Below are 17,886 nucleotides of genomic sequence, written 5' to 3'. Positions count from 1 at the left end.
GGCAGAACAGGTGAAGCAGCCGACCGGCCCGAGTGAACGGACGGTGAACCGTGGCGGACGACCCGGTGCGTTCCGGCCCGTCCGCCCACAGTCGCCATCATCCGTTATCCCGCTGTTACCGCGGTGCGGCCGCGGGCTCCCGGATCCAGAGGTGCTGGAAGTCCGCCCGGGCTGCCTCGACCTCGTGGCGCTGGTCGGCGTGCAGGACGCCTAAGGCGTAGGCGGTCGCCGGGGCGATGCGCGGGGTACGGGCCGCGGTGGCGGAGGCGGTGGCGGCCTCGGCGGCGTCACGGTGGCGGTCCAGGGCCTCGCTCGCGGCCGCCGGCCGGCTCACGTCCTCGCCGAGGACCTCCTGCGCGTAGCGGTGGACCCGCAGGAGGCGGCGCACCTCGTGCCAGAGGCCGTCGTGGTCGGCGTCGTACGGGCTCGGCGTCGCCTCGCGGGCGTCGATCGGCGGCAGCGCCGACACCGCGGCCGACAGTCGGGATTCGGCCACGGCCGCCAGGGGGACGAGGACCTCCCCGACCCGGCCGCGGGCCGCGACGGCATCGAGCGGGACCTCGGAGGCCAATACCGCCACCGCGTCCGCCACCGCGTGGAAGCGGGACGAGCCGAGCGCCTGGAGCGTCACCGAGTGGGCGCGCGTGCGGGCGAGGGTCAGCTGGCGGTCCAGCAGTGCGCCCGCGCGCGCCGAGCCCACCGTCAGCGCACCGGCCGAGCCGCGCGGCGCGGGGAGCTCCGGGGGCCCCGACAGCCGGTGCAGCGCGGCCGTGAGGCGGGCCAGCCGGGCGGCGTACGCGTGCTCGTCGGCCAGGGTCGAGGACAGCCACACCAGCTCGGTGCGCAGTCCGTCGGCCCAGGACGGCTCGGTCACCACCCGGAACGTGGCCAGTGATCCGCTGATGCGGCGCGCGGCCCCCCGCAGGCTGCGCGCCGCGTCGCTGTTCTCCGCGGCGGCGGCCCCGCTCACGGCGCTCGGACTGAACTGACGCATTGCGCGCAGGAAGGCCGTGGCCTGCGAACGCAGGTACGTGCCGAGCACGTCACCTGCGTCCGGCTCCCCGGTCGACGGGTTACGGTTTTGCTGAGCCACGCCGGCGCCTCCGCGCGTCTATGAGTGTCTCCTGTACGTGCCGCAGCGGCTGTCCGTCCGCGTCCGTGCTGTGCCGTGTCCATTCGCCGTCCGGGCCCAGGTGCCAGGAGGAGGTGGCGTCGGACATCCCGGTTTCCAGCATCCGGTCCAGCGCCGCGCGGTGGGCCGGGTCGGCGACCCTGACCAGCGCCTCGATGCGGCGGTCGAGGTTGCGGTGCATCATGTCGGCGCTGCCGATCCACACCTCGGGCTCGCCCCCGTTGCCGAAGGCGAAGACGCGGGAGTGTTCGAGGAAGCGGCCGAGGACCGAGCGGACCCGGATGTTCTCCGAGAGTCCGGGGACGCCGGGGCGCACCGCGCAGATGCCGCGCACCCAGATGTCGACGGGCACGCCCGCCTGGGCGGCCCGGTAGAGCGAGTCGATGAGGGCCTCGTCGACGATCGAGTTCATCTTGAGGCGTACGTATGCGGGGCGGCCGGCCCTGTGGTGGGCGGCCTCCTTGTCGATCCGTGCGATCAGTCCGTCGCGCAGCGAGCGGGGCGCGACCATCAGCCGGCGGTAGGTCTCGCGGCGGGAGTAGCCGGACAGCCGGTTGAACAGGTCGGAGAGGTCCGCACCGACCTGCGGGTCGGCGGTCAGCAGGCCGAGGTCCTCGTAGAGCCGGGCGGTCTTGGGGTGGTAGTTGCCGGTGCCGACGTGGGCGTAGCGGCGCAGCTGGTCGCCCTCCTGGCGGACGACGAGGGAGAGCTTGCAGTGGGTCTTCAGGCCGACGAGCCCGTAGACGACGTGGCAGCCGGACTCTTCCAGCTTGCGCGCCCACTTGATGTTGGCCTGCTCGTCGAAGCGGGCCTTGATCTCGACGAGGACGAGGACCTGCTTGCCGGATTCGGCGGCGTCGATCAGGGCGTCCACGATCGGGGAGTCGCCGGAGGTGCGGTAGAGCGTCTGCTTGATGGCGAGGACGTCCGGGTCTGCGGCGGCCTGCTCCAGGAAGGCCTGCACCGAGGTGGAGAACGAGTCGTACGGGTGGTGGAGCAGGACGTCCCGCTCGCGCAGGGCGGCGAAGATGTCGGGCGCGTGGGCGGACTCGACCTCGGCGAGGTCCCGGTGGGTGCCGGCGACGAACTTCGGGTACTTGAGCTCGGGCCGGTCCAGGGAGGCGATCCCGAAGAGGGCGGTCAGGTCGAGGGGCCCGGGCAGCGGGTACACCTCGGAGGCGTTGACGTTCAGTTCCTGCACGAGGAGGTCCAGGACGCCGGGGTCGATGGACTCCTCGACCTCCAGGCGCACGGGCGGGCCGAAGCGGCGCCGCATGAGCTCCTTCTCCAGGGCCTGGAGCAGGTTCTCCGCGTCGTCCTCCTCCACCTCGAGGTCCTCGTTGCGGGTCACGCGGAACATGTGGTGCGCGAGCACCTCCATGCCCGGGAACAGCTCCTCCAGGTGCGCGGCGATGACGTCCTCCAGCGGGACGTAGCGCTGCGGCGAGGCTTCCAGGAAGCGGGAGAGGATCGGCGGGACCTTGACCCGGGCGAAGTGGCGGTGGCCGCTGACGGGGTTGCGTACGACCACGGCCAGGTTCAGGGAGAGGCCGGAGATGTAGGGGAAGGGGTGCGCGGGGTCCACGGCCAGCGGGGTGAGCACCGGGAAGATCTGGTTCCGGAACAGCGTGAAGAGGCGGGCCTGCTCCTTCTCGGTGAGGTCGGGCCAGCGGATGAGGTGGATGCCCTCCTCGGCGAGCGCCGGGGAGATGTCCTGCTGGAAGCAGGCGGCGTGGCGGGCCATGAGTTCGCGCGAGCGCGTCCAGATGAGGTCCAGCACCTCGCGGGGCTGCAGGCCGGAGGCCGATCGTGTGGCGACACCCGTCGCGATGCGCCGTTTGAGGCCGGCCACACGGACCATGAAGAACTCGTCGAGGTTGCTCGCGAAGATCGCCAGGAAGTTCGCGCGCTCCAGGAGCGGGGTCGTCGGGTCCTCGGCGAGTTCCAGCACCCGCTCGTTGAAGGCGAGCCAGCTGCGCTCCCGGTCGAGGAAGCGGTCCGGGGGGAGCTCCCCGCCGTCCTTGTCGTCGTAGGCGTCCAGGTCGGCGTCGAGATCGGGGTCGAGGCCGATGTGCGGGCGGTGCGCGGCGATGGAGCCTATGCGGGCGTGCGCTGCGGCGCCGGGGGCCGGGGCGGCGGCCTTTCCGGTGTCGTTGCCTGCCGCCTTGCCCGTCGCCTTGCCGGCGGCGGAGGCGGACGTGTGAGACGGGTGCTGGGCGGGGACCTCGGTGGGACCGGCGCTGGGCTTGTGACTCATGACTCCATTCTTCCGCGCAAGCGGCAGGACAGGCGCGTCGGACGGGTCGGCCGTCAGTCGGAGTCGGGGCTGCATTGGGGGAGAGTCGCAAGCGCTTCTGAATGCCCGGTGAATGGCGCATGGCATCCCGGCTCCGGCCGGCGCACGAGTCCTTCCCGGGGGCGCGGATTCTGCGGGGGCAGGAGGGAGGAGGCAGGAGGCAGGGGGCCGGAGCAGGGGCGCGTGCGCTGGTGCGGCGCGGTTGCCGGGGGCGCCGCCCCCGGACCCCCGCGCCTCGATCGCCGGTGAGGCTGAACACGCGGGCGGGTCAGCTTTCGGTGCGGTACATCAGGTCGACCTCGTGGGTGGTGAAGCCGAGGCGCTCGTAGACGGCCAGGGCCGCCGGATTGTCGGCGTCGACGTAGAGCATGGCCGTCGGCAGGCCCAGGGCCGCCAGGTGCTGGAGGCCGATCGCGGTGAGGGCCTTGCCGAGGCCGCCGCCCTGGGCGCCCGGGAGGACGCCGAGGACGTAGACCTCGCCCAGCTGCTGCGCGGCGTGGACCTTCGTCCAGTGGAAGCCGACGAGCTCGCCGTCGCGCTCGGCGAGGAAGAAGCCCTTGGCGTCGAACCAGGGCTGCGCGATCCGGTCGTCGAGGTCCCGCTGGGTGAGCGAGCCCTGCTCGGGGTGGTGGGCGAAGGCGGCCGCATTCGCCGCAAGCCAGGCCGCATCGTCGGTGCCGGGCAGGAAGGTCCGTACGCTCACGCCGGGCGGGAGCACCGGATCCGGCAGCGGGGCCCCTTCGGCCAGGGGCCGGCGCAGCTGGCGCAGCTCCCGGAAGAGGGTCAGGCCGAGCACCTGGGCGAGGTGCCGGGCGGCGGACTTGCCGCCGTGGGCCCAGACCCGCAGCCGCTTGCCGGAGGCGGCCAGCAGGGCCATGCCCATCGCCCGGCCGTGGCCGCGGCCGCGCAGCTCGGGGTGTACCACGAGTTCGGCGGCCGGGGCCTCCACCGGGTCGGTGTCCTCCAGTTGCCCGTAGGCGGCGAGCCGGCCGCCGTCGGTGAGCAGGAAGTGCCGGATCCCCGGGCGCGGTCCTCCGCGCAGCTGGAGCCTTCCCTGTTCGGACACGGCGGTGGTGCCGTCCGTACGCGCCGCGTCCTCGATCAGGTCGAGTACGGCGTCGGCCTGTTCCCCCGTCAGCTCGTCGAGGGTCTGAATCTGCCGTCCCGGCTCCAGGGCCGCGCTTGCGTCAGTCATGGAACGAGCCTACGACCGTCGGGGCCGCCGAGCGGAGTACGGGCGCGGGGTCGGTCCTTCTTCTGCGTGTAACCAACGCGATACCCGTTACCCCCTGGTAGAGCTACGCGCGTTGACCATAGGCTTCGGCGGACCTCCCGAGCAGTATCGCTGTCCACAAAGGGGACTAAATGTCAGCGACGCCACAACGGCACCGCCGAACCCGCCGGTTGACCCTCACCGCCCTCGCCGTCACGGCCGGGGCCGGGGCGATGGTCGCCGCCGCACTGCCGGCCGGAGCCGCGAGTGGTGGCGGTGCGGCCAAGAGCCGGACCGTCGATGTGCAGATGCTGTCGTTCAACGACTTCCACGGCACCCTGGAGCCCCCGCAGGGCTCCTCCGGCACCGTGACCGAACGTCAGGCCGACGGCACCACCAAGGCCATACCCGCGGGCGGGGTCGAGTACCTCGCGACCGCCCTGCGCGAGGCCCGCAAGGGCCACGAGTACTCCGTCACCGCTGCGGCCGGAGACATGATCGGCGGCAGCCCGATGCTGTCCGGGCTCTTCCACGACGAGCCGAGCATCGAGGCGCTGAACAAGCTGGGGCTGAACGTCTCCAGCGTCGGCAACCACGAGTTCGACGAGGGCAGGGCCGAGCTGCGCCGCATGGCGTACGGCGGCTGCCACCCGGTCGAGGGCTGCTACGAGTTCGGCAAGGAGTTCACGGGCTCCACCTTCCAGTACCTCGCCGCGAACGTCACGGACGAGAAGACCAAGCGCCCCCTGATGTCGCCCACCTATGTGTGGAAGAAGGGAGACGTGAAGATCGGCTTCATCGGCGTCACCCTGGAGGGCACTCCGGACGTCGTGACCGCCGAGGGCGTCAAGGGCCTGAAGTTCGGCGACGAGATCGAGACGATCAACAAGTACGCCGCAGAGCTGAACAAGCAGGGCGTGAAGTCGATCGTCGCGCTGATCCACGAGGGCGGGCTGCCCGCGAGCGGCGCGTACAACTACGACTGCGACGTGCCGGGCGCCGGCGCCGGCATCTCGGGCGCGATCGTGGACATCGCCAAGAACGTCGACGCCAAGGTCGACGCGCTGGTCACCGGCCACACGCACCAGGCGTACGCCTGCAACATCCCCGACCCGGCGGGCAACCCGCGCGCGGTGACCTCGGCGGCCTCCATCGGCCGTCTGTTCACCGACACCACGCTCACCTACGACCGGCAGACCAAGGACATCGTCCGTACGCCGATCAGCTCGCCCAAGCCGGTCAACAAGGTCGTCCACCGCGACCAGCCCAGGGCTGCGGACATGACCGAGCTGATCGGTCGCTGGAACGCCCTGGCGGCCCCGATCGCCAACCGCCCGCAGGGCTTCATCTCGGCGGACATCCCGGGCCGCGGCTCGGCGGAGCCCGAGAAGCCGCTCGGCGACCTGATCGCCGACGCCCAGCTCGAGGCGCTCGCCCCGGCGGACAAGGGCGGCGCGCAGCTGGCCCTGATGAACCCGGGCGGCATCCGCTCGGACCTCGCCTACAAGGCGTCGGGGGCCGAGGGCGACGGTGTCGTGACCTACGGCGAGTCCTTCACGGTGCAGCCGTTCAACAACATGATGAACGTCGTGGACCTGACCGGCGCGCAGCTGATCACCGCGCTCCAGCAGCAGGTCAGCGGCCCGGTCAACGGGACGAGCCCGAAGATCCTGCAGGTGTCGAAGGGCTTCACGTACACCCTCGACATGACGAAGGCCGGTGCCGACCGCATCGTCGTGGACTCCGTCAGGCTGAACGGTGTCGCGATCGACCCCGCCCAGACCTACCGGGTCGCGATGAACGAGTTCCTCGCGGGCGGCGGTGACGGCTTCACCGTCCTGAAGGAGCACAAGAACAAGCTGGTGGGCGCGTCCGACCTGGACTGCTTCAACGCCTACCTGACGAAGAACTCCTCGGCGTCCGCGCCGATCGCCCCGCCGGCGGCGAACCGGATCACCGTCGTCAAGTAACACCCGCGCGCAGCGTGCCCGAAGGGGCGGCGGGCCGACCGGCCCGCCGCCCCTTCGGCGTTTCCCCGTGCACCCCCGTGGCGCGGGGACCGGCGGGGATCAGAGGGTCGCGAGGAACGTCCCGACCGCCTGGTGGAAGCCGTCCGGGTCGGTGAACGGCACGAAGTGGTCGCCGTCGAGGGGCGCGTACGAGGTCTTGGGGCGCCGGGCGACCATCGCGTCGGCGACCGACTGCGTGAGGGCCCGGCTGCCGGTGCCGTGGACCAGCAGGGCCGGGCAGGTGCTCGCCAGCCAGGTGTCCCAGTGGTCGCCGGCGCAGGCGTGGATGGAGTCGAGCATGTCCTGCGGGTGGTAGGCCAGGCGCCAGCCGGTGCCGTCCGGCAGGGGGCGCAGCCCGTCGGCGACGAAGGGCGCGGCCGGTCCGGCGGCGGCGAGGAGTGCTTCGCGGGTGGGGGCGGTGTGGGGGAGGCCGCCCAGGAAGTCGAACCAGTTCGGCCCGTCGGGGATGCGGATCTCGACGGTGGCGTCGACGCCGATGAGCGCGGAGAACCGGTCCGGGTGGGCGGCGGCCAGGTGGTAGGCGTTGAGCCCGCCGAGGGAGTAGCCGAGGAGCGGCACGGGGGTGTCCTGGCCCAGGTGGTCGAGGAGGGCGACGGCGTCGGCGACGTAGCCTTCGCGGCGGTAGTGGGGCGCTCGGTCGGATGCTCCGTGGCCGCGCTGATCAGGGGCGATGACCCGCCAGGTGTCGCCGAGGGCGGCGGAGAGCCCGGTGAAGGCGAGGGCTTCGGAAAGACCGCCGTGCAGGGCGAGGAGCGGCCGGCCGGCGCCGCCGAAGTCCAGGTAGGAGAGGGTCCGGTCGTCGATCTTCAGCTCGTGGCGCATGCGCGTGCCTCCCGTGGGCCCGTGGATCTTGCCGACGGCTCCACCCTGCCAGCGTTTGGGCAAGTGCGCAATACGATTGTCTTGCGCGCTTGCCCAAACGATGCCGCGGATACGATCCCGGCATGGGAAATCGCGAGGACCTGCTGGCCGGAGCCCGGCGCTGCCTGGAGGAGAAGGGCTACCTGCGCACGACCGTGCGCGACATCGCCACGGCCTCGGGGGTGAGCATGGCCGCGATCGGCTACCACTTCGGGTCCCGGGAGGCCCTCCTCAACCAGGCCCTGTTCGCCGCCATGGAGGAGTGGGCCGCGGGGTCCGGCCGCCTCGCCGGCGAGGGCGCGAGCGCGGGGGAGCGCTACGCGGACACCTGGGACCGCAAGATCCGCGACTTCGGCGAGATGCGCTGGCTCTGGCTGGCCTCCGTCGAGGCCTTCGTCCACGCGCAGTCCTCACCCGAGCTGCTCGCCGTCCTCGCCGAGGGGCAGCGCCGCAACCGGCGCATGGTGGCCGCGGCCCTGCGCGGAGTGCCGCCGGAGGAGGTCTCGGAGGAGGACGTGCGGGCTCTCGGCTCGATGCACATCGCACTGCTCAGTGGGGTGATGGTGCAGACCCTGACCGATCCGGAGCAGGCGCCGGACGGCCGTGAACTCCTGCAGGGGCTGCGCTCCATGGTCGAGCTGCTCGGAAGCTGACGACTGCCCACGGGTGGCAAACTTGACGCGTGCACGCCATAATCCGGCCGTCATCGGGTCGGCGAAGGGGCGGGCATGGGCATCGGCATGGGCACGGTCACCGGTACGGGCGCGGGCGGGGTCCCCGCACCCGGGGCGGGCGCGGTCGCCGCACCGGCAGTGGGCCGGCGGACGTTCCTGGCCGGAGCACTGGCCCTGGGAGCGGCCGTCGGACTGGGAGCCGCACCCGCCACGGCGGCCGCCCTCGGCACCCAGGACTGGATGGCCGGCCTCGCCGACTCCACCGCCCTGCAGCGGATGACCATCCCCGGCACGCACGACTCCGGCGCCACCAGGGGCGGGCTCTACGTCGCCTGCCAGAACACCTCGATCGCCCAGCAGCTCGACTCCGGCATCCGCTTCCTCGACGTCCGCTGCCGGGTCACCGGCGGATCCTTCGCCATCCACCACGGGTCCTTCTTCCAGGACCTGATGTTCGGCGACGTCCTCGTCGCCTGCGCGGCCTTCCTCGCCGCGCATCCCCGCGAGACCGTCCTGATGCGCGTCAAGCAGGAGTACTCGGGGGAGAGCGACGCCACCTTCCGCGCCGTCTTCGACGACTACCTGGACAACCGCGGCTGGCGACCGCTGTTCCGGATCGCCGACGCCCTGCCCACGCTCGGACAGGCCCGCGGCAAGGTGGTCCTGCTCGCCGACAACGGCGGCCTGCCGGGCCTGCGCTACGGCGACGGAAGTGTCTTCGACATCCAGGACGACTGGAACGCCGAACCCTTCGCCAAGCGCGGGAAGATCGAGAACCACTTCCGCAAGGCGGTCCAGCAGCCCGGCAAGCTCTTCGTCAACTACGTCAGCACCTCCGCCTACATGCCGCCGCGCTGGAACTCCGACCGGCTCAACCCCCAGGTGCACGGTTTCGTCGACGGCGCGGAGATGGCCGGCCGGACCGGGCTCGGGATCGTCCCGATGGACTTCCCCAACACCCGCTCCGGCCTGGTCGCCTCACTGATCCGGCACAACTGACGGCTCGGAGGGCGGCGGCGTCGGCGCCCCCGGGATGCGGAGCACCGCCTCCGTGCCCGCACCGCCGTCCGCCGCCGCCCGCAGCTCGGCGCTGCCGCCCGCGCGCGCCGCCGTACGGGCCACGATGGACAGGCCCAGCCCGCTGCCGGGCAGGGCGCGGGCCGACGGGGACCGCCAGAACCGCTCGAAGACGTGCGGCAGATCCGCCGCGGGGATGCCCGGCCCGTGGTCCCGTACGGTCAGTTCGCCCGCCCGCAGCGTCACCTCGACCGATCCGCCCGGCGGGCTGAACTTCACCGCGTTGTCCAGGACGTTGACCACCGCCCGCTCCAGCGCCGCCGCCTCGCCCCGTACGTACCAGGGCTCCAGGTCCGACGCGAAGGCCAGCTCCGGACCGCGCAGCCGGGCCCGGGACAGCGCCGCCGCGGCGATCTCGTGCAGGGCGACCACCCCGAGCGGGCCGGGCGAGGCCGCGTCCGGCCGGGACAGCTCCTGGAGGTCCCCGATCAGCGAGGCCAGCTCCGTCATCTGCGCCTTGACCGAGGCGAGCAGCTCCCGCCGGTCGTCGGGCGGGATGGCCCGGCCGGTCTCCTCGCTGCGCGCGAGAAGCTCGATGTTCGTGCGCAGCGAGGTCAGCGGGGTGCGCAGCTCGTGCCCGGCGTCCGCGATCAGCTGGGACTGCCGGTCCTGGGAGGAGGCCAGGGCCGCGGTCATCGAGTTGAAGGACCGCGACAGGCGGGCGATCTCGTCGTCGCCCTCGTCCGGGATCCGGACCGTCAGGTCCTCGGTGCGGGCGATGTGCTCGACGGCGTCCGTCAGCTCGTCGACGGGCCGCAACCCCGTACGGGCCACCCACAGGCCGGCCGCGCCGGCGCCGGCGATCCCGAGGGCGGAGACGAGCAGCAGCACCCAGGCCAGGGTGGACAGCGGCTTGTCGATGTCGGAGAGCGGCCGTGCCACGGAGACCGCGAAGATCGGTGCGCCGGGCGTGGTCTGCGCGGCGAAGGTGTAGACGCGCATCCGCACGCCGTTGTCCGTGGTCGCGTCGTGCAGGGCCTTGTTCTTGAGGCCCGTCGCGACCTCCCGGTCCAGGGCGACGACCGGCAGGTCGGTCTGGCCGCTCACCCAGCAGTGGTTGCCGTCCGCCGTGACGATCTGGACGGTCGCGTTCAGTTTCTCGGCGATGTCCTGCTGGGGCTGGGCCGGGGGGCGGGCCGGGCAGCCGTTGCGCAGCCGGTCCAGCACCTGGCTGGTCGGGTTGGTGGCCATCAGGGACTGGTTCAGCTGGTTGTCGAGCTGGGCCCGCACCACCACCCAGGACACGCCGGCCACGGTGGCCACGGCCACGGCCACCGCCACCGTGACCAGCAGGGCCAGCCGGGAGCGCAGCGGCAGCGCGCGGAAGCGGGCTACCGGGCTCACTCGGGCCCGCCCTCGCCGGCGCGCAGGACGTAGCCCACCCCGCGGACGGTGTGGACCAGGCGCGGCTCGCCGCCCGCCTCGGTCTTGCGGCGCAGGTACATCACGTACACGTCCAGGGAGTTGGAGCTGGGCTCGAAGTCGAAGCCCCAGACGGTCTTGAGGATCTGCTCGCGGGTCAGGACCTGGCGCGGGTGCGCGAGGAACATCTCCAGCAGCGTGAACTCGGTACGGGTCAGCTCCACCGGGCGCCCCGCCCGGGTGACCTCGCGGGTCGCGAGGTCCATGCGCAGGTCGCCGAAGGTCAGCGCGTCCTCGTGGGGAGCGGCGCCGGCCTGCGCTGCGGTGTAGGAGCTGCGGCGCAGCAGGGCGCGGACGCGCGCGAAGAGCTCGTCGAGCTCGAACGGCTTGACGAGGTAGTCGTCGGCGCCCGCGTCGAGGCCGGTGACGCGGTCGCCGACGGTGTCGCGGGCGGTGAGCATCAGGATCGGGGTGACGCTGCCGGAGGCGCGCAGCCGGCGGGCGGCCGTGAGCCCGTCCATCCGCGGCATCTGGATGTCCAGCACGATCAGGCCGGGGGCGTACGAGGCCGCCTTGTCGAGGGCGTCGAGCCCGTCGACGGCGGTCTGCACGGCGTAGCCCTCGAAGGCGAGGCTGCGGCGCAGGGCCTCGCGTACGGCCGGTTCGTCGTCGACGACGAGGATCCGCGCTTCGCCTTCGGCGGGGTTCATGGATGGGTCTCCCAGGTGTGGTGGCCGGCTGTGGGATCCGGCGGGTGGCGGCGCCTCCAGCCTCGCACGGCGACTAGAAGGACGTGCCGAAGCCGTCTGCGGAGGAGTCGCCGCCGGAGGTGCCGGGGGATCCCTGGCCGCCGGGGCCCCCCTTGCGCAGGGAGTCCAGATCGGCCTTGATCGTGTCGACGGGGATGGCGAAGCCGAGGCCGACGCTGCCGGCGGCGGAGTTGCCGGTCGAGGGCGAGTAGATCGCGGAGGGCATGCCCACGATCTCGCCGTTCATGTTGACCAGGGCGCCGCCGGAGTTGCCCGGGTTGAGCGAGGCGTCGGTCTGGAGGGCCTTGTACGAGGTGGTGTCCGAGCCGGTGTCCCCGTTGAACTGGCGGCCGCCGAAGGAGAAGGGCCAGCTGTCCTCGCCCTGCTGCCGGCCCTGCGGGGGGCTCTGCTCCGACTTGGGCACCTTCACCTCGCGGTTCAGGGCCGAGACGATGCCGCTGGTCACGGTGCCGGTGAGGCCGTCGGGGGAGCCGATGGCGACGACCTGGTCGCCGACCTTGACGCTGCCGGAGTCGCCGAGTTCGACGGGCTTGAGGCCGCTCGCGCCCTCGAGCTTGATCAGGGCCAGGTCCTTGTCGGGGTCGGTGCCGACGATCTTGGCGGGGTACTTCTTGCCGTCGCTCGTCGTCACCTGGATCCGGGTGGCGCCGTCCACGACGTGGTTGTTGGTGGCGATCTCCCCGTCGCCGGTGAGCACGAAGCCGGATCCGGTGCCCTGCCCGGAGCCGGTGCGGGTGTCGATGCGGACGACGGAGGGGCCGACCTGCTCGGCGATGCCGGCGACGGTGCCGGTGCTGGACCGCGAGACGTTCGTGCCGCTGACCCCGCCGGCGGTGTCGGCCTGCCGGTCCATCAGCTGCTGGACGGCGGCCGCGGTGCCGCCGCCGACCAGGGCCGCGGCGAGCGCGACGGCGGCCAGCAGGGCGACGGGCCGCTTGGCGCGCCGGGCCGGGGCGGCGTGGGAGGGCCCCTGGTTGCCGGCTCCGGCTTCGCCGCTGCCTTCGCCGCCGGCCGCCGGGACCGTCTCTCCCCGGATGACCGGCGGCTGGTGCGCCTCGTACCAGCCGGGCGCGGCCGGCGGGTAGGCGGGCGGCGGCGGGTACGCCCCGGTTGCGGTGCCCGGCCCCGTCCCGTTACCGGTCCCGGCCTCGTGCGCCGGCCGCTCGCATCCGTGCTGCCGGTCCTCGCCGAACGGCGCGTGCTGGGGGCGGTGTTCCTGCGGGTACTCGCCTTCGCGGCGGAAGCTGTCGGTCATGGAACGACTCTCCCCGCCGTTGATGAGAGCTTCCTGAGTCGGGGCTGAGAAGCCCGACAGAACCATGTATGCCCCATGTGAGGGCACTTCCCGTTCCTTTCCCGCCGGGGCTGTCTTGAACGTGTTCACATTTCTGGTGGGGGGATCGTGGACGAGGTCGTGCGGCGCGGGGTGGGTGCCCCGCGTCCCGTGGAGGCTGGCGGCGACGGCGGCAGCGGTGACGGGTGTCGCGACGGTGTGTGCGGCGACCATGGGGACGGGCGACGTCCTGCCCCGGATGTACCTGGTAATCCCGGCCGTCGCCGCGCTGCCTCTTCTGCGGCGCGCCGCACCGGCGGCCTTCGCCCGTGCCTGCCTGCTCGCGGGGAGGGTGCTGCCGCGGGTGTCGCTGCTCGGGACGCCGTTCGGCCTGTGGCCCGTCGTCCCGGCGTCGCTCCTGCTGCTGGCCGCTCCGTCGCGGATCGCGACAACCCCCCGAGCGGCGCGTCGGTGGCGCTGGCCGCGGTGCTGCCGCCGGTGTTCCTCCTGGTGGCCTACTGCTTCGCCGGCTTCTGAGGGGAGACCCCTGGGCCGAATCGTTCGGATCCTGCCGAGCCCTCGTCGTCGGGCGCCATGGGGTCTTTCCCGCCCGCAGGGCCGAGGGGAAGCACCGCGAGGCGGAGGGCGGCCCGCCGTGTACCGGTGGCACGAGCGCCCCGACAACACGCCGAGGTGCGGGGGCCGGGCGGCGTGAGCCCGGCGGGAATGTCGACGACAGGGCCTAGCGGCAGCCGCAGGAGCGGCGGACCACCAGCGCCGAGGGGAACTGCTTGAGGCGCTCGCGGCGCGAGCCGGCCACGCGCAGGCCGTCGTCCAGGACCAGGTCCACCGCCGCACGGGCCATCGCCGGGCGGTCCGAGGCGATCGTGGTCAGCGGCGGGTCCGTGAGGGCCGCCTCCTTCACGTCGTCGAAGCCGGCCACGGCCAGCTCCCCGGGCACGTCGATGCGCAGCTCGCGGGCGGCGCGCAGCACGCCGATCGCCTGGTCGTCCGTGGCGCAGAAGATGGCCGTGGGCCGGTCCGGCCGCGCCAGGACCTCCAGGGCGACCGTGTACGCGTCGTAGCGGTTGTACGGGGCCTCGATCAGCCGGCCCTCGACGGAGCGGCCGGCCTCCAGCATGGCCCGGCGCCAGCCCTCGACGTGGTCGGCGACCGGGTCGCCGACCGACGGGGTGTTCTCGATCCCGCCGATGCAGGCGACGTACTCGTGCCCGTGCTCCAGCAGGTGCCGGGTGGCGAGCTGGGCGCCGCCGATGTCGTCGGTGACGACAGCGACGTCGTCGATCGCCTCCGGGCGCTCGTGCAGCAGCACGACGCGGGCGTCCCAGGCCTCGATCTCGCTGGCCGCCTGCTCGCTCATGCCCTGGCTGACCAGGATCAGGCCGGAGACCCGCATGCCGAGGAAGGCCCGCAGGTAGTGGACCTCGCGCTCGGTGCGGTAGTCGGAGTTGCCGACCAGGACCATCTTTCCGCGCTCGGCGGCGGCCTGCTCCACCGCGTGCGCCATCTCCGCGAAGAACGGCTGGCGGGCATCGGGGACGATCATGCCTATGAGGTCGGTGCGCCGCGACGCCATCGCCTGGGCGACCCGGTCCGGGCGGTAGCCCAGATCCTTGATCGCGGCGAGGACACGCTCGCGCGTGGCCGGGGCGACCGGCCGGGGTCCGTTGTTGATGACGTAGCTCACGACGGCGGTAGAAGTACCCGCAAGTCGCGCTACGTCATCCCGCGTCACCTTGGCCACGCGCGGCAGTCTACGCGGGGTGACCTACCTCTGGGCAGGGCGTCCTGAAGACCGGACGATCACCGGGCCGTTAGGCCGACCGGGTGGCCGCCCCCGAGGACCGGGCGGAACCCTCCGCGGCCGCTTCCGCGGCGACCTGGGCCGCCGCCTGGGCCGCGGCCTCCGCCGCCGCCCGCTCGACCTTCTCCGGCGTGACGAAGCGGTAGCCGACGTTGCGGACCGTGCCGATCAGGGACTCGTGCTCCGGGCCGAGTTTGGCCCGCAGCCGCCGTACGTGCACGTCGACCGTCCGGGTGCCGCCGAAGTAGTCGTAGCCCCAGACCTCCTGCAGCAGCTGGGCGCGGGTGAAGACGCGGCCCGGGTGCTGCGCGAGGTACTTGAGGAGCTCGAACTCCTTGAAGGTCAGGTCCAGCACCCGCCCCTTGAGCTTGGCGGAGTACGTGGCCTCGTCGACCGACAGGTCGCCGTTTCGGATCTCCATGGGGGAGTCGTCCGAGCCGAGCTGCTGGCGGCCCGTGGCCAGCCGCAGTCGCGCCTCGACCTCGGCGGGGCCGGCGGTGTCCAGGAGTACGTCGTCGATGCCCCAGTCGGCGGTGACGGCCGCCAGGCCGCCCTCGGTGACCACGAGGATCAGCGGGCAGCCGGGGCCGGTGGAGCGCAGGAGCTGGCACAGCGACCGGACCTGCGGCAGGTCGCGGCGGCCGTCGACGAGGATGACGTCGGCGCCCGGGGTGTCGACGAGGGCGGGGCCCTCGGCCGGTGCCACCCGGACGTTGTGCAGCAGCAGGCCGAGTGCGGGCAGCACTTCGGTGGACGGCTGCAGCGCGTTGGTGAGCAGCAGGAGCGAGCTCATGACCGACCACCTGCCCGGGCCGGACGGTGGTGCACGGTTCGCTGGTCCATCACGTCGGTTCCTCCTCGGTCCCGTCGAGGACGTGCGCGGTACTGCTTCGTACGTGTCGCCTGGTGCCCTCGCGCCCCGCGCCCTGGGGATCCGCCCGGTCACCACTGTTCTCGGTTCGTTCAACGTGCTGAAAGCACAAAAGGACCCGGGGGCAACATTGCCCGGATCCTCTCGCCAGCAGAATAGCCCACCCGCTGTTTCCCGTCCGGGCTTCTCCTGCTTCGGCTTCTGTGGTTCCTGCCACCCTTCTGCCACGTTCCCGCCCTGCGTATGCACCGTTTTTCACCGGAACGCAGGCATGCGGGGCGGCGGGGCCGGGACCCCCCGGCGCACACACGGCGCGTCGGGGCACGCCGGGGGCGGCGGCCGGAGGGGCCATCATGGAGGCCGACGGTAGAGAGCCGACGATAGGAGCTGCAGTGCCAACCGGAACCATCCGCTACTGGGCGGCGGCCAAGGCCGCGGCCGGGACTGCGGAGGAGCCGTACTCGGCGGGGACACTGGCCGAGGCGCTCGAGGGCGTGCGGGAACGCCACCCCGGGGAGCTGACCCGGGTCCTGCTGCGCTGCTCCTTCCTCGTGAACGAAGAACCTGTGGGCAAGCGCCCGCACGATTCCGTACCGCTGACCGAGGGGGGCACCGTCGAGGTGCTCCCGCCGTTCGCGGGCGGGTGAGCGGGAGCCGATGAGCACGCCTGAAGAACAGCAGCAGCAGCGGTCGCAGCAGCAGCCGCCGCAGGACCCGTACGGGACCCAGACCTGGCAGGCCGACACCTGGGACACCGGTTACCAGCCGGTGCATCCGCCGCTGGGTGCGGTGCCGGGGCAGCCGGTCGCGCCCGAGGGCTGGTTCCGCGACGAGGCTGCCGTCCCGGGTGCGGGGGCCGTTCCGGGCCAGGCCGAGGCCTACCCGTCGTACCCGGGCCAGGGACAGGGGCAGTCCCATGCCCAGGTCCCGGCCGAGGGGCCCGCCTGGGGAGCGCCGGCCACCGGCCCGGAGCCGCAGGCGCTGGCCCCGGAGGGCTGGTTCCGCGACGAGCCCGCCCCTGCCCCGCCCCCGGCTCCTGCGGCTTCTGCGGCTTCTGCGGTGCATGACTGGTCCCAGGGCGGCCAGGGCGTGGCCGGGTCCGCTGCCGCGGAGCAGACCGCGTACCTGCCGCCGTACGGGGGCCCCGGCCAGGAGCTGCGCGGCGCCGCCGCCGGGCAGTACGCCGGGCCCGACCAGCAGCAGCCCGTGGCTCCGGAGGGCTGGTTCCGCGACGAGGCTCCCGCCGTGCCTGCGCAGGACTGGTCCCAGGGCGGCCAGGGCGTGGCCGGGTCCGCTGCCGCGGAGCAGACCGCGTACCTGCCGCCGTACCCGGGTCCCGGGCAGGAGCAGGGCGGCGCGGCGGAGCAGACCGCGTACCTGCCGCCGTACCCCGGTTCCGGGCAGGAGCAGGGCGGCGCGGCGGAGCAGACCGCGTACCTGCCGCCGTACCGCGGTTCCGGGCAGGAGCAGGGCGGCGCGGCGGAGCAGACCGCGTACCTGCCCCCGTACCCGGGTCCCGGGCAGCATCAGGAGCCCCACATGTCCGCCGCCGAGCAGACTGCCGGCCTCCCGCCCCAGGCGGCCGCCGACCCGGCCCCTGCCCGGAACTCCGCCGAGGCGCCGGAGGCCACCGACTGGTCCCCGCCCACCCTCGCGGGGAACACCGTGCGCGCCGTGGACCCGGCCCAGGCCCGCGCCGAGGGCCGGTCGCCGATCATCGACCCCGGCCCGCAGCCGGCCATACTGACCGCCGCCCTCGGCCTGCTGCTCGCCGGGGCCGCCGCCCTCGGGCAGTACGCCCTGCTCGCGCCGCTGATCGCGCTCCAAGGCCTCACCGCGGCCGGCTGGTTCCGCCTCAACGGCATGTGGCCGGCCCGGCAGGGCATCGCCCTCGCCTTCGCCGGAGCCCTGGCCGCCGACGCGGCCGTGCTCGCGGTGGCGGAGACGTACGGTGCCGGCGCGATCGTCGGCACCCTCGGCGCCTGGGTGCTGCTCACCCTCGTGCTCCAGCTGCGCAGCCAGGCCGATCCCGACGAGCGGATGTACGGGCTGATGGCCTCGGTGGCCTCGGCCGCCCTCGCCATCATCTGCGCCGGCTACCTGGCCGCCGACACCGCCGCCGTCACGGTCGGGGCGGCCGCCGTGGCCGTCGCCGTCTTCGTCCGTGCGCTGCCGCTGCCCACCGCCACGTCCGTCGGCGTCTCGCTGGCATCGGCCGCCGGCGCGGGCGTCGCGGTCGGCGGGATCACCTCCGTCGGTGTCGGCGGGGCGCTGCTCGGCCTGGCCGCCGGGGTGTGCGCGCTGGTCGGGCTGCGCGTGGCGGCGTACGACTACCCGTCGAAGTTCGTGCACATGACGGCCGGGGTCGCGCTGCCGCTCGCGGCCGCCGCCCCCGCCGTGTACCTGATCGGACGGGTGGTTCTCTGACCTGCGCCGGCCCACCACCGCTGACGGTCTCCTGATGGCCGGACATGGTCAACTAGACCGCACGTACCGATAAGT

At 73.1% G+C, this 17,886-nt stretch carries 15 protein-coding genes; 6 read left to right on the top strand and 9 right to left on the bottom strand.

The window, feature by feature from the left end; all coding sequences use genetic code 11:
- Nucleotides 1-115: 115 nt before the first annotated feature.
- The 3 genes from ACZ6JS_RS33840 to mshD form a co-directional block, all read right to left on the bottom strand.
- Entirely contained in the window at nucleotides 116-1,093 is a 978-nt protein-coding gene (locus ACZ6JS_RS33840) for a CHAD domain-containing protein (RefSeq protein WP_469303732.1), read from the bottom strand.
- Nucleotides 1,074-3,389: an RNA degradosome polyphosphate kinase gene (locus tag ACZ6JS_RS33835; protein ID WP_469303730.1), complete on the bottom strand. Its 2,316-nt coding sequence runs from the start codon at nucleotides 3,387-3,389 to the stop codon at nucleotides 1,074-1,076. The genes ACZ6JS_RS33840 and ACZ6JS_RS33835 overlap by 20 nt, the downstream gene beginning before the upstream one ends.
- A 307-nt stretch (nucleotides 3,390-3,696) precedes the next feature.
- Nucleotides 3,697-4,623: a mycothiol synthase gene (gene mshD, locus ACZ6JS_RS33830; protein ID WP_469303728.1), complete on the bottom strand. Its 927-nt coding sequence runs from the start codon at nucleotides 4,621-4,623 to the stop codon at nucleotides 3,697-3,699.
- Nucleotides 4,624-4,793: 170 nt separating this feature from the next.
- Between mshD and ACZ6JS_RS33825 the strand changes: the two genes are divergently transcribed.
- On the top strand, nucleotides 4,794-6,611 hold the full coding sequence (locus tag ACZ6JS_RS33825; protein WP_469303726.1) for a bifunctional metallophosphatase/5'-nucleotidase: 1,818 nt from the start codon (nucleotides 4,794-4,796) through the stop codon (nucleotides 6,609-6,611).
- 99 nt (nucleotides 6,612-6,710) lie between these two features.
- Here the strand turns inward: ACZ6JS_RS33825 and ACZ6JS_RS33820 are convergent, their stop codons facing one another.
- Nucleotides 6,711-7,493 (bottom strand): alpha/beta fold hydrolase, encoded by a 783-nt coding sequence (locus ACZ6JS_RS33820; RefSeq protein WP_469303725.1) that lies wholly within the window; start codon nucleotides 7,491-7,493, stop codon nucleotides 6,711-6,713.
- Nucleotides 7,494-7,615: 122 nt separating this feature from the next.
- Here ACZ6JS_RS33820 and ACZ6JS_RS33815 point away from each other — a divergent pair, with 122 nt between their 5' ends.
- Nucleotides 7,616-8,185: a TetR/AcrR family transcriptional regulator gene (locus ACZ6JS_RS33815; protein WP_469303723.1), complete on the top strand. Its 570-nt coding sequence runs from the start codon at nucleotides 7,616-7,618 to the stop codon at nucleotides 8,183-8,185.
- A 75-nt stretch (nucleotides 8,186-8,260) separates the two neighbouring features.
- Nucleotides 8,261-9,205, top strand: coding sequence for a phosphatidylinositol-specific phospholipase C (locus ACZ6JS_RS33810; RefSeq protein ID WP_469303721.1), 945 nt, complete (start codon nucleotides 8,261-8,263; stop codon nucleotides 9,203-9,205).
- Here ACZ6JS_RS33810 and ACZ6JS_RS33805 read toward each other — a convergent pair.
- The 3 genes from ACZ6JS_RS33805 to ACZ6JS_RS33795 form a co-directional block, all read right to left on the bottom strand.
- Nucleotides 9,185-10,627 (bottom strand): sensor histidine kinase, encoded by a 1,443-nt coding sequence (locus ACZ6JS_RS33805; RefSeq protein ID WP_469303719.1) that lies wholly within the window; start codon nucleotides 10,625-10,627, stop codon nucleotides 9,185-9,187. The two genes, ACZ6JS_RS33810 and ACZ6JS_RS33805, sit on opposite strands and share 21 nt — an antisense overlap.
- Nucleotides 10,624-11,355: a response regulator transcription factor gene (locus ACZ6JS_RS33800; protein WP_469303717.1), complete on the bottom strand. Its 732-nt coding sequence runs from the start codon at nucleotides 11,353-11,355 to the stop codon at nucleotides 10,624-10,626. Before ACZ6JS_RS33800 ends, ACZ6JS_RS33805 begins: the two co-directional genes overlap by 4 nt.
- Before the next feature lie 73 nt (nucleotides 11,356-11,428).
- Nucleotides 11,429-12,670, bottom strand: a complete 1,242-nt coding sequence (locus ACZ6JS_RS33795) for a S1C family serine protease (protein WP_469303716.1) — start codon at nucleotides 12,668-12,670, stop codon at nucleotides 11,429-11,431.
- A gap of 411 nt (nucleotides 12,671-13,081) precedes the next feature.
- Between ACZ6JS_RS33795 and ACZ6JS_RS33790 the strand changes: the two genes are divergently transcribed.
- Nucleotides 13,082-13,225, top strand: coding sequence for a hypothetical protein (locus tag ACZ6JS_RS33790; RefSeq protein ID WP_469303714.1), 144 nt, complete (start codon nucleotides 13,082-13,084; stop codon nucleotides 13,223-13,225).
- A 205-nt stretch (nucleotides 13,226-13,430) separates the two neighbouring features.
- Here the strand turns inward: ACZ6JS_RS33790 and ACZ6JS_RS33785 are convergent, their stop codons facing one another.
- Nucleotides 13,431-14,453: a LacI family DNA-binding transcriptional regulator gene (locus tag ACZ6JS_RS33785; protein ID WP_469303712.1), complete on the bottom strand. Its 1,023-nt coding sequence runs from the start codon at nucleotides 14,451-14,453 to the stop codon at nucleotides 13,431-13,433.
- 70 nt (nucleotides 14,454-14,523) lie between these two features.
- Nucleotides 14,524-15,306 (bottom strand): response regulator transcription factor, encoded by a 783-nt coding sequence (locus ACZ6JS_RS33780; protein WP_469303711.1) that lies wholly within the window; start codon nucleotides 15,304-15,306, stop codon nucleotides 14,524-14,526.
- A gap of 470 nt (nucleotides 15,307-15,776) precedes the next feature.
- On the opposite strand from ACZ6JS_RS33780, the gene ACZ6JS_RS33775 reads away from it, so the two are divergent.
- A complete protein-coding gene (locus ACZ6JS_RS33775; protein ID WP_469303709.1) occupies nucleotides 15,777-16,031 on the top strand; it encodes a MoaD/ThiS family protein in 255 nt (84 codons plus the stop codon).
- A gap of 10 nt (nucleotides 16,032-16,041) precedes the next feature.
- A complete protein-coding gene (locus tag ACZ6JS_RS33770) occupies nucleotides 16,042-17,811 on the top strand; it encodes a hypothetical protein (RefSeq protein ID WP_469303707.1) in 1,770 nt (589 codons plus the stop codon).
- Nucleotides 17,812-17,886: the final 75 nt, after the last annotated feature.

Source organism: Streptomyces sp. NPDC046349 (assembly GCF_055587885.1).
This window is presented reverse-complemented; position numbering and strand designations above follow the sequence as displayed.

What these genes read in the sequence shown, in the direction of transcription:
- ACZ6JS_RS33835 (WP_469303730.1), bottom strand. Translation starts at nt 3,389, where the DNA reads ATGAGTCACAAGCCCAGCGCCGGTCCCACCGAGGTCCCCGCCCAGCAC.
- mshD (WP_469303728.1), bottom strand. Translation starts at nt 4,623, where the DNA reads ATGACTGACGCAAGCGCGGCCCTGGAGCCGGGACGGCAGATTCAGACC.
- ACZ6JS_RS33825 (WP_469303726.1), top strand. Translation starts at nt 4,794, where the DNA reads ATGTCAGCGACGCCACAACGGCACCGCCGAACCCGCCGGTTGACCCTC.
- ACZ6JS_RS33820 (WP_469303725.1), bottom strand. Translation starts at nt 7,493, where the DNA reads ATGCGCCACGAGCTGAAGATCGACGACCGGACCCTCTCCTACCTGGAC.
- ACZ6JS_RS33815 (WP_469303723.1), top strand. Translation starts at nt 7,616, where the DNA reads ATGGGAAATCGCGAGGACCTGCTGGCCGGAGCCCGGCGCTGCCTGGAG.
- ACZ6JS_RS33810 (WP_469303721.1), top strand. Translation starts at nt 8,261, where the DNA reads ATGGGCATCGGCATGGGCACGGTCACCGGTACGGGCGCGGGCGGGGTC.
- ACZ6JS_RS33800 (WP_469303717.1), bottom strand. Translation starts at nt 11,355, where the DNA reads ATGAACCCCGCCGAAGGCGAAGCGCGGATCCTCGTCGTCGACGACGAA.
- ACZ6JS_RS33795 (WP_469303716.1), bottom strand. Translation starts at nt 12,670, where the DNA reads ATGACCGACAGCTTCCGCCGCGAAGGCGAGTACCCGCAGGAACACCGC.
- ACZ6JS_RS33780 (WP_469303711.1), bottom strand. Translation starts at nt 15,306, where the DNA reads ATGAGCTCGCTCCTGCTGCTCACCAACGCGCTGCAGCCGTCCACCGAA.
- ACZ6JS_RS33770 (WP_469303707.1), top strand. Translation starts at nt 16,042, where the DNA reads ATGAGCACGCCTGAAGAACAGCAGCAGCAGCGGTCGCAGCAGCAGCCG.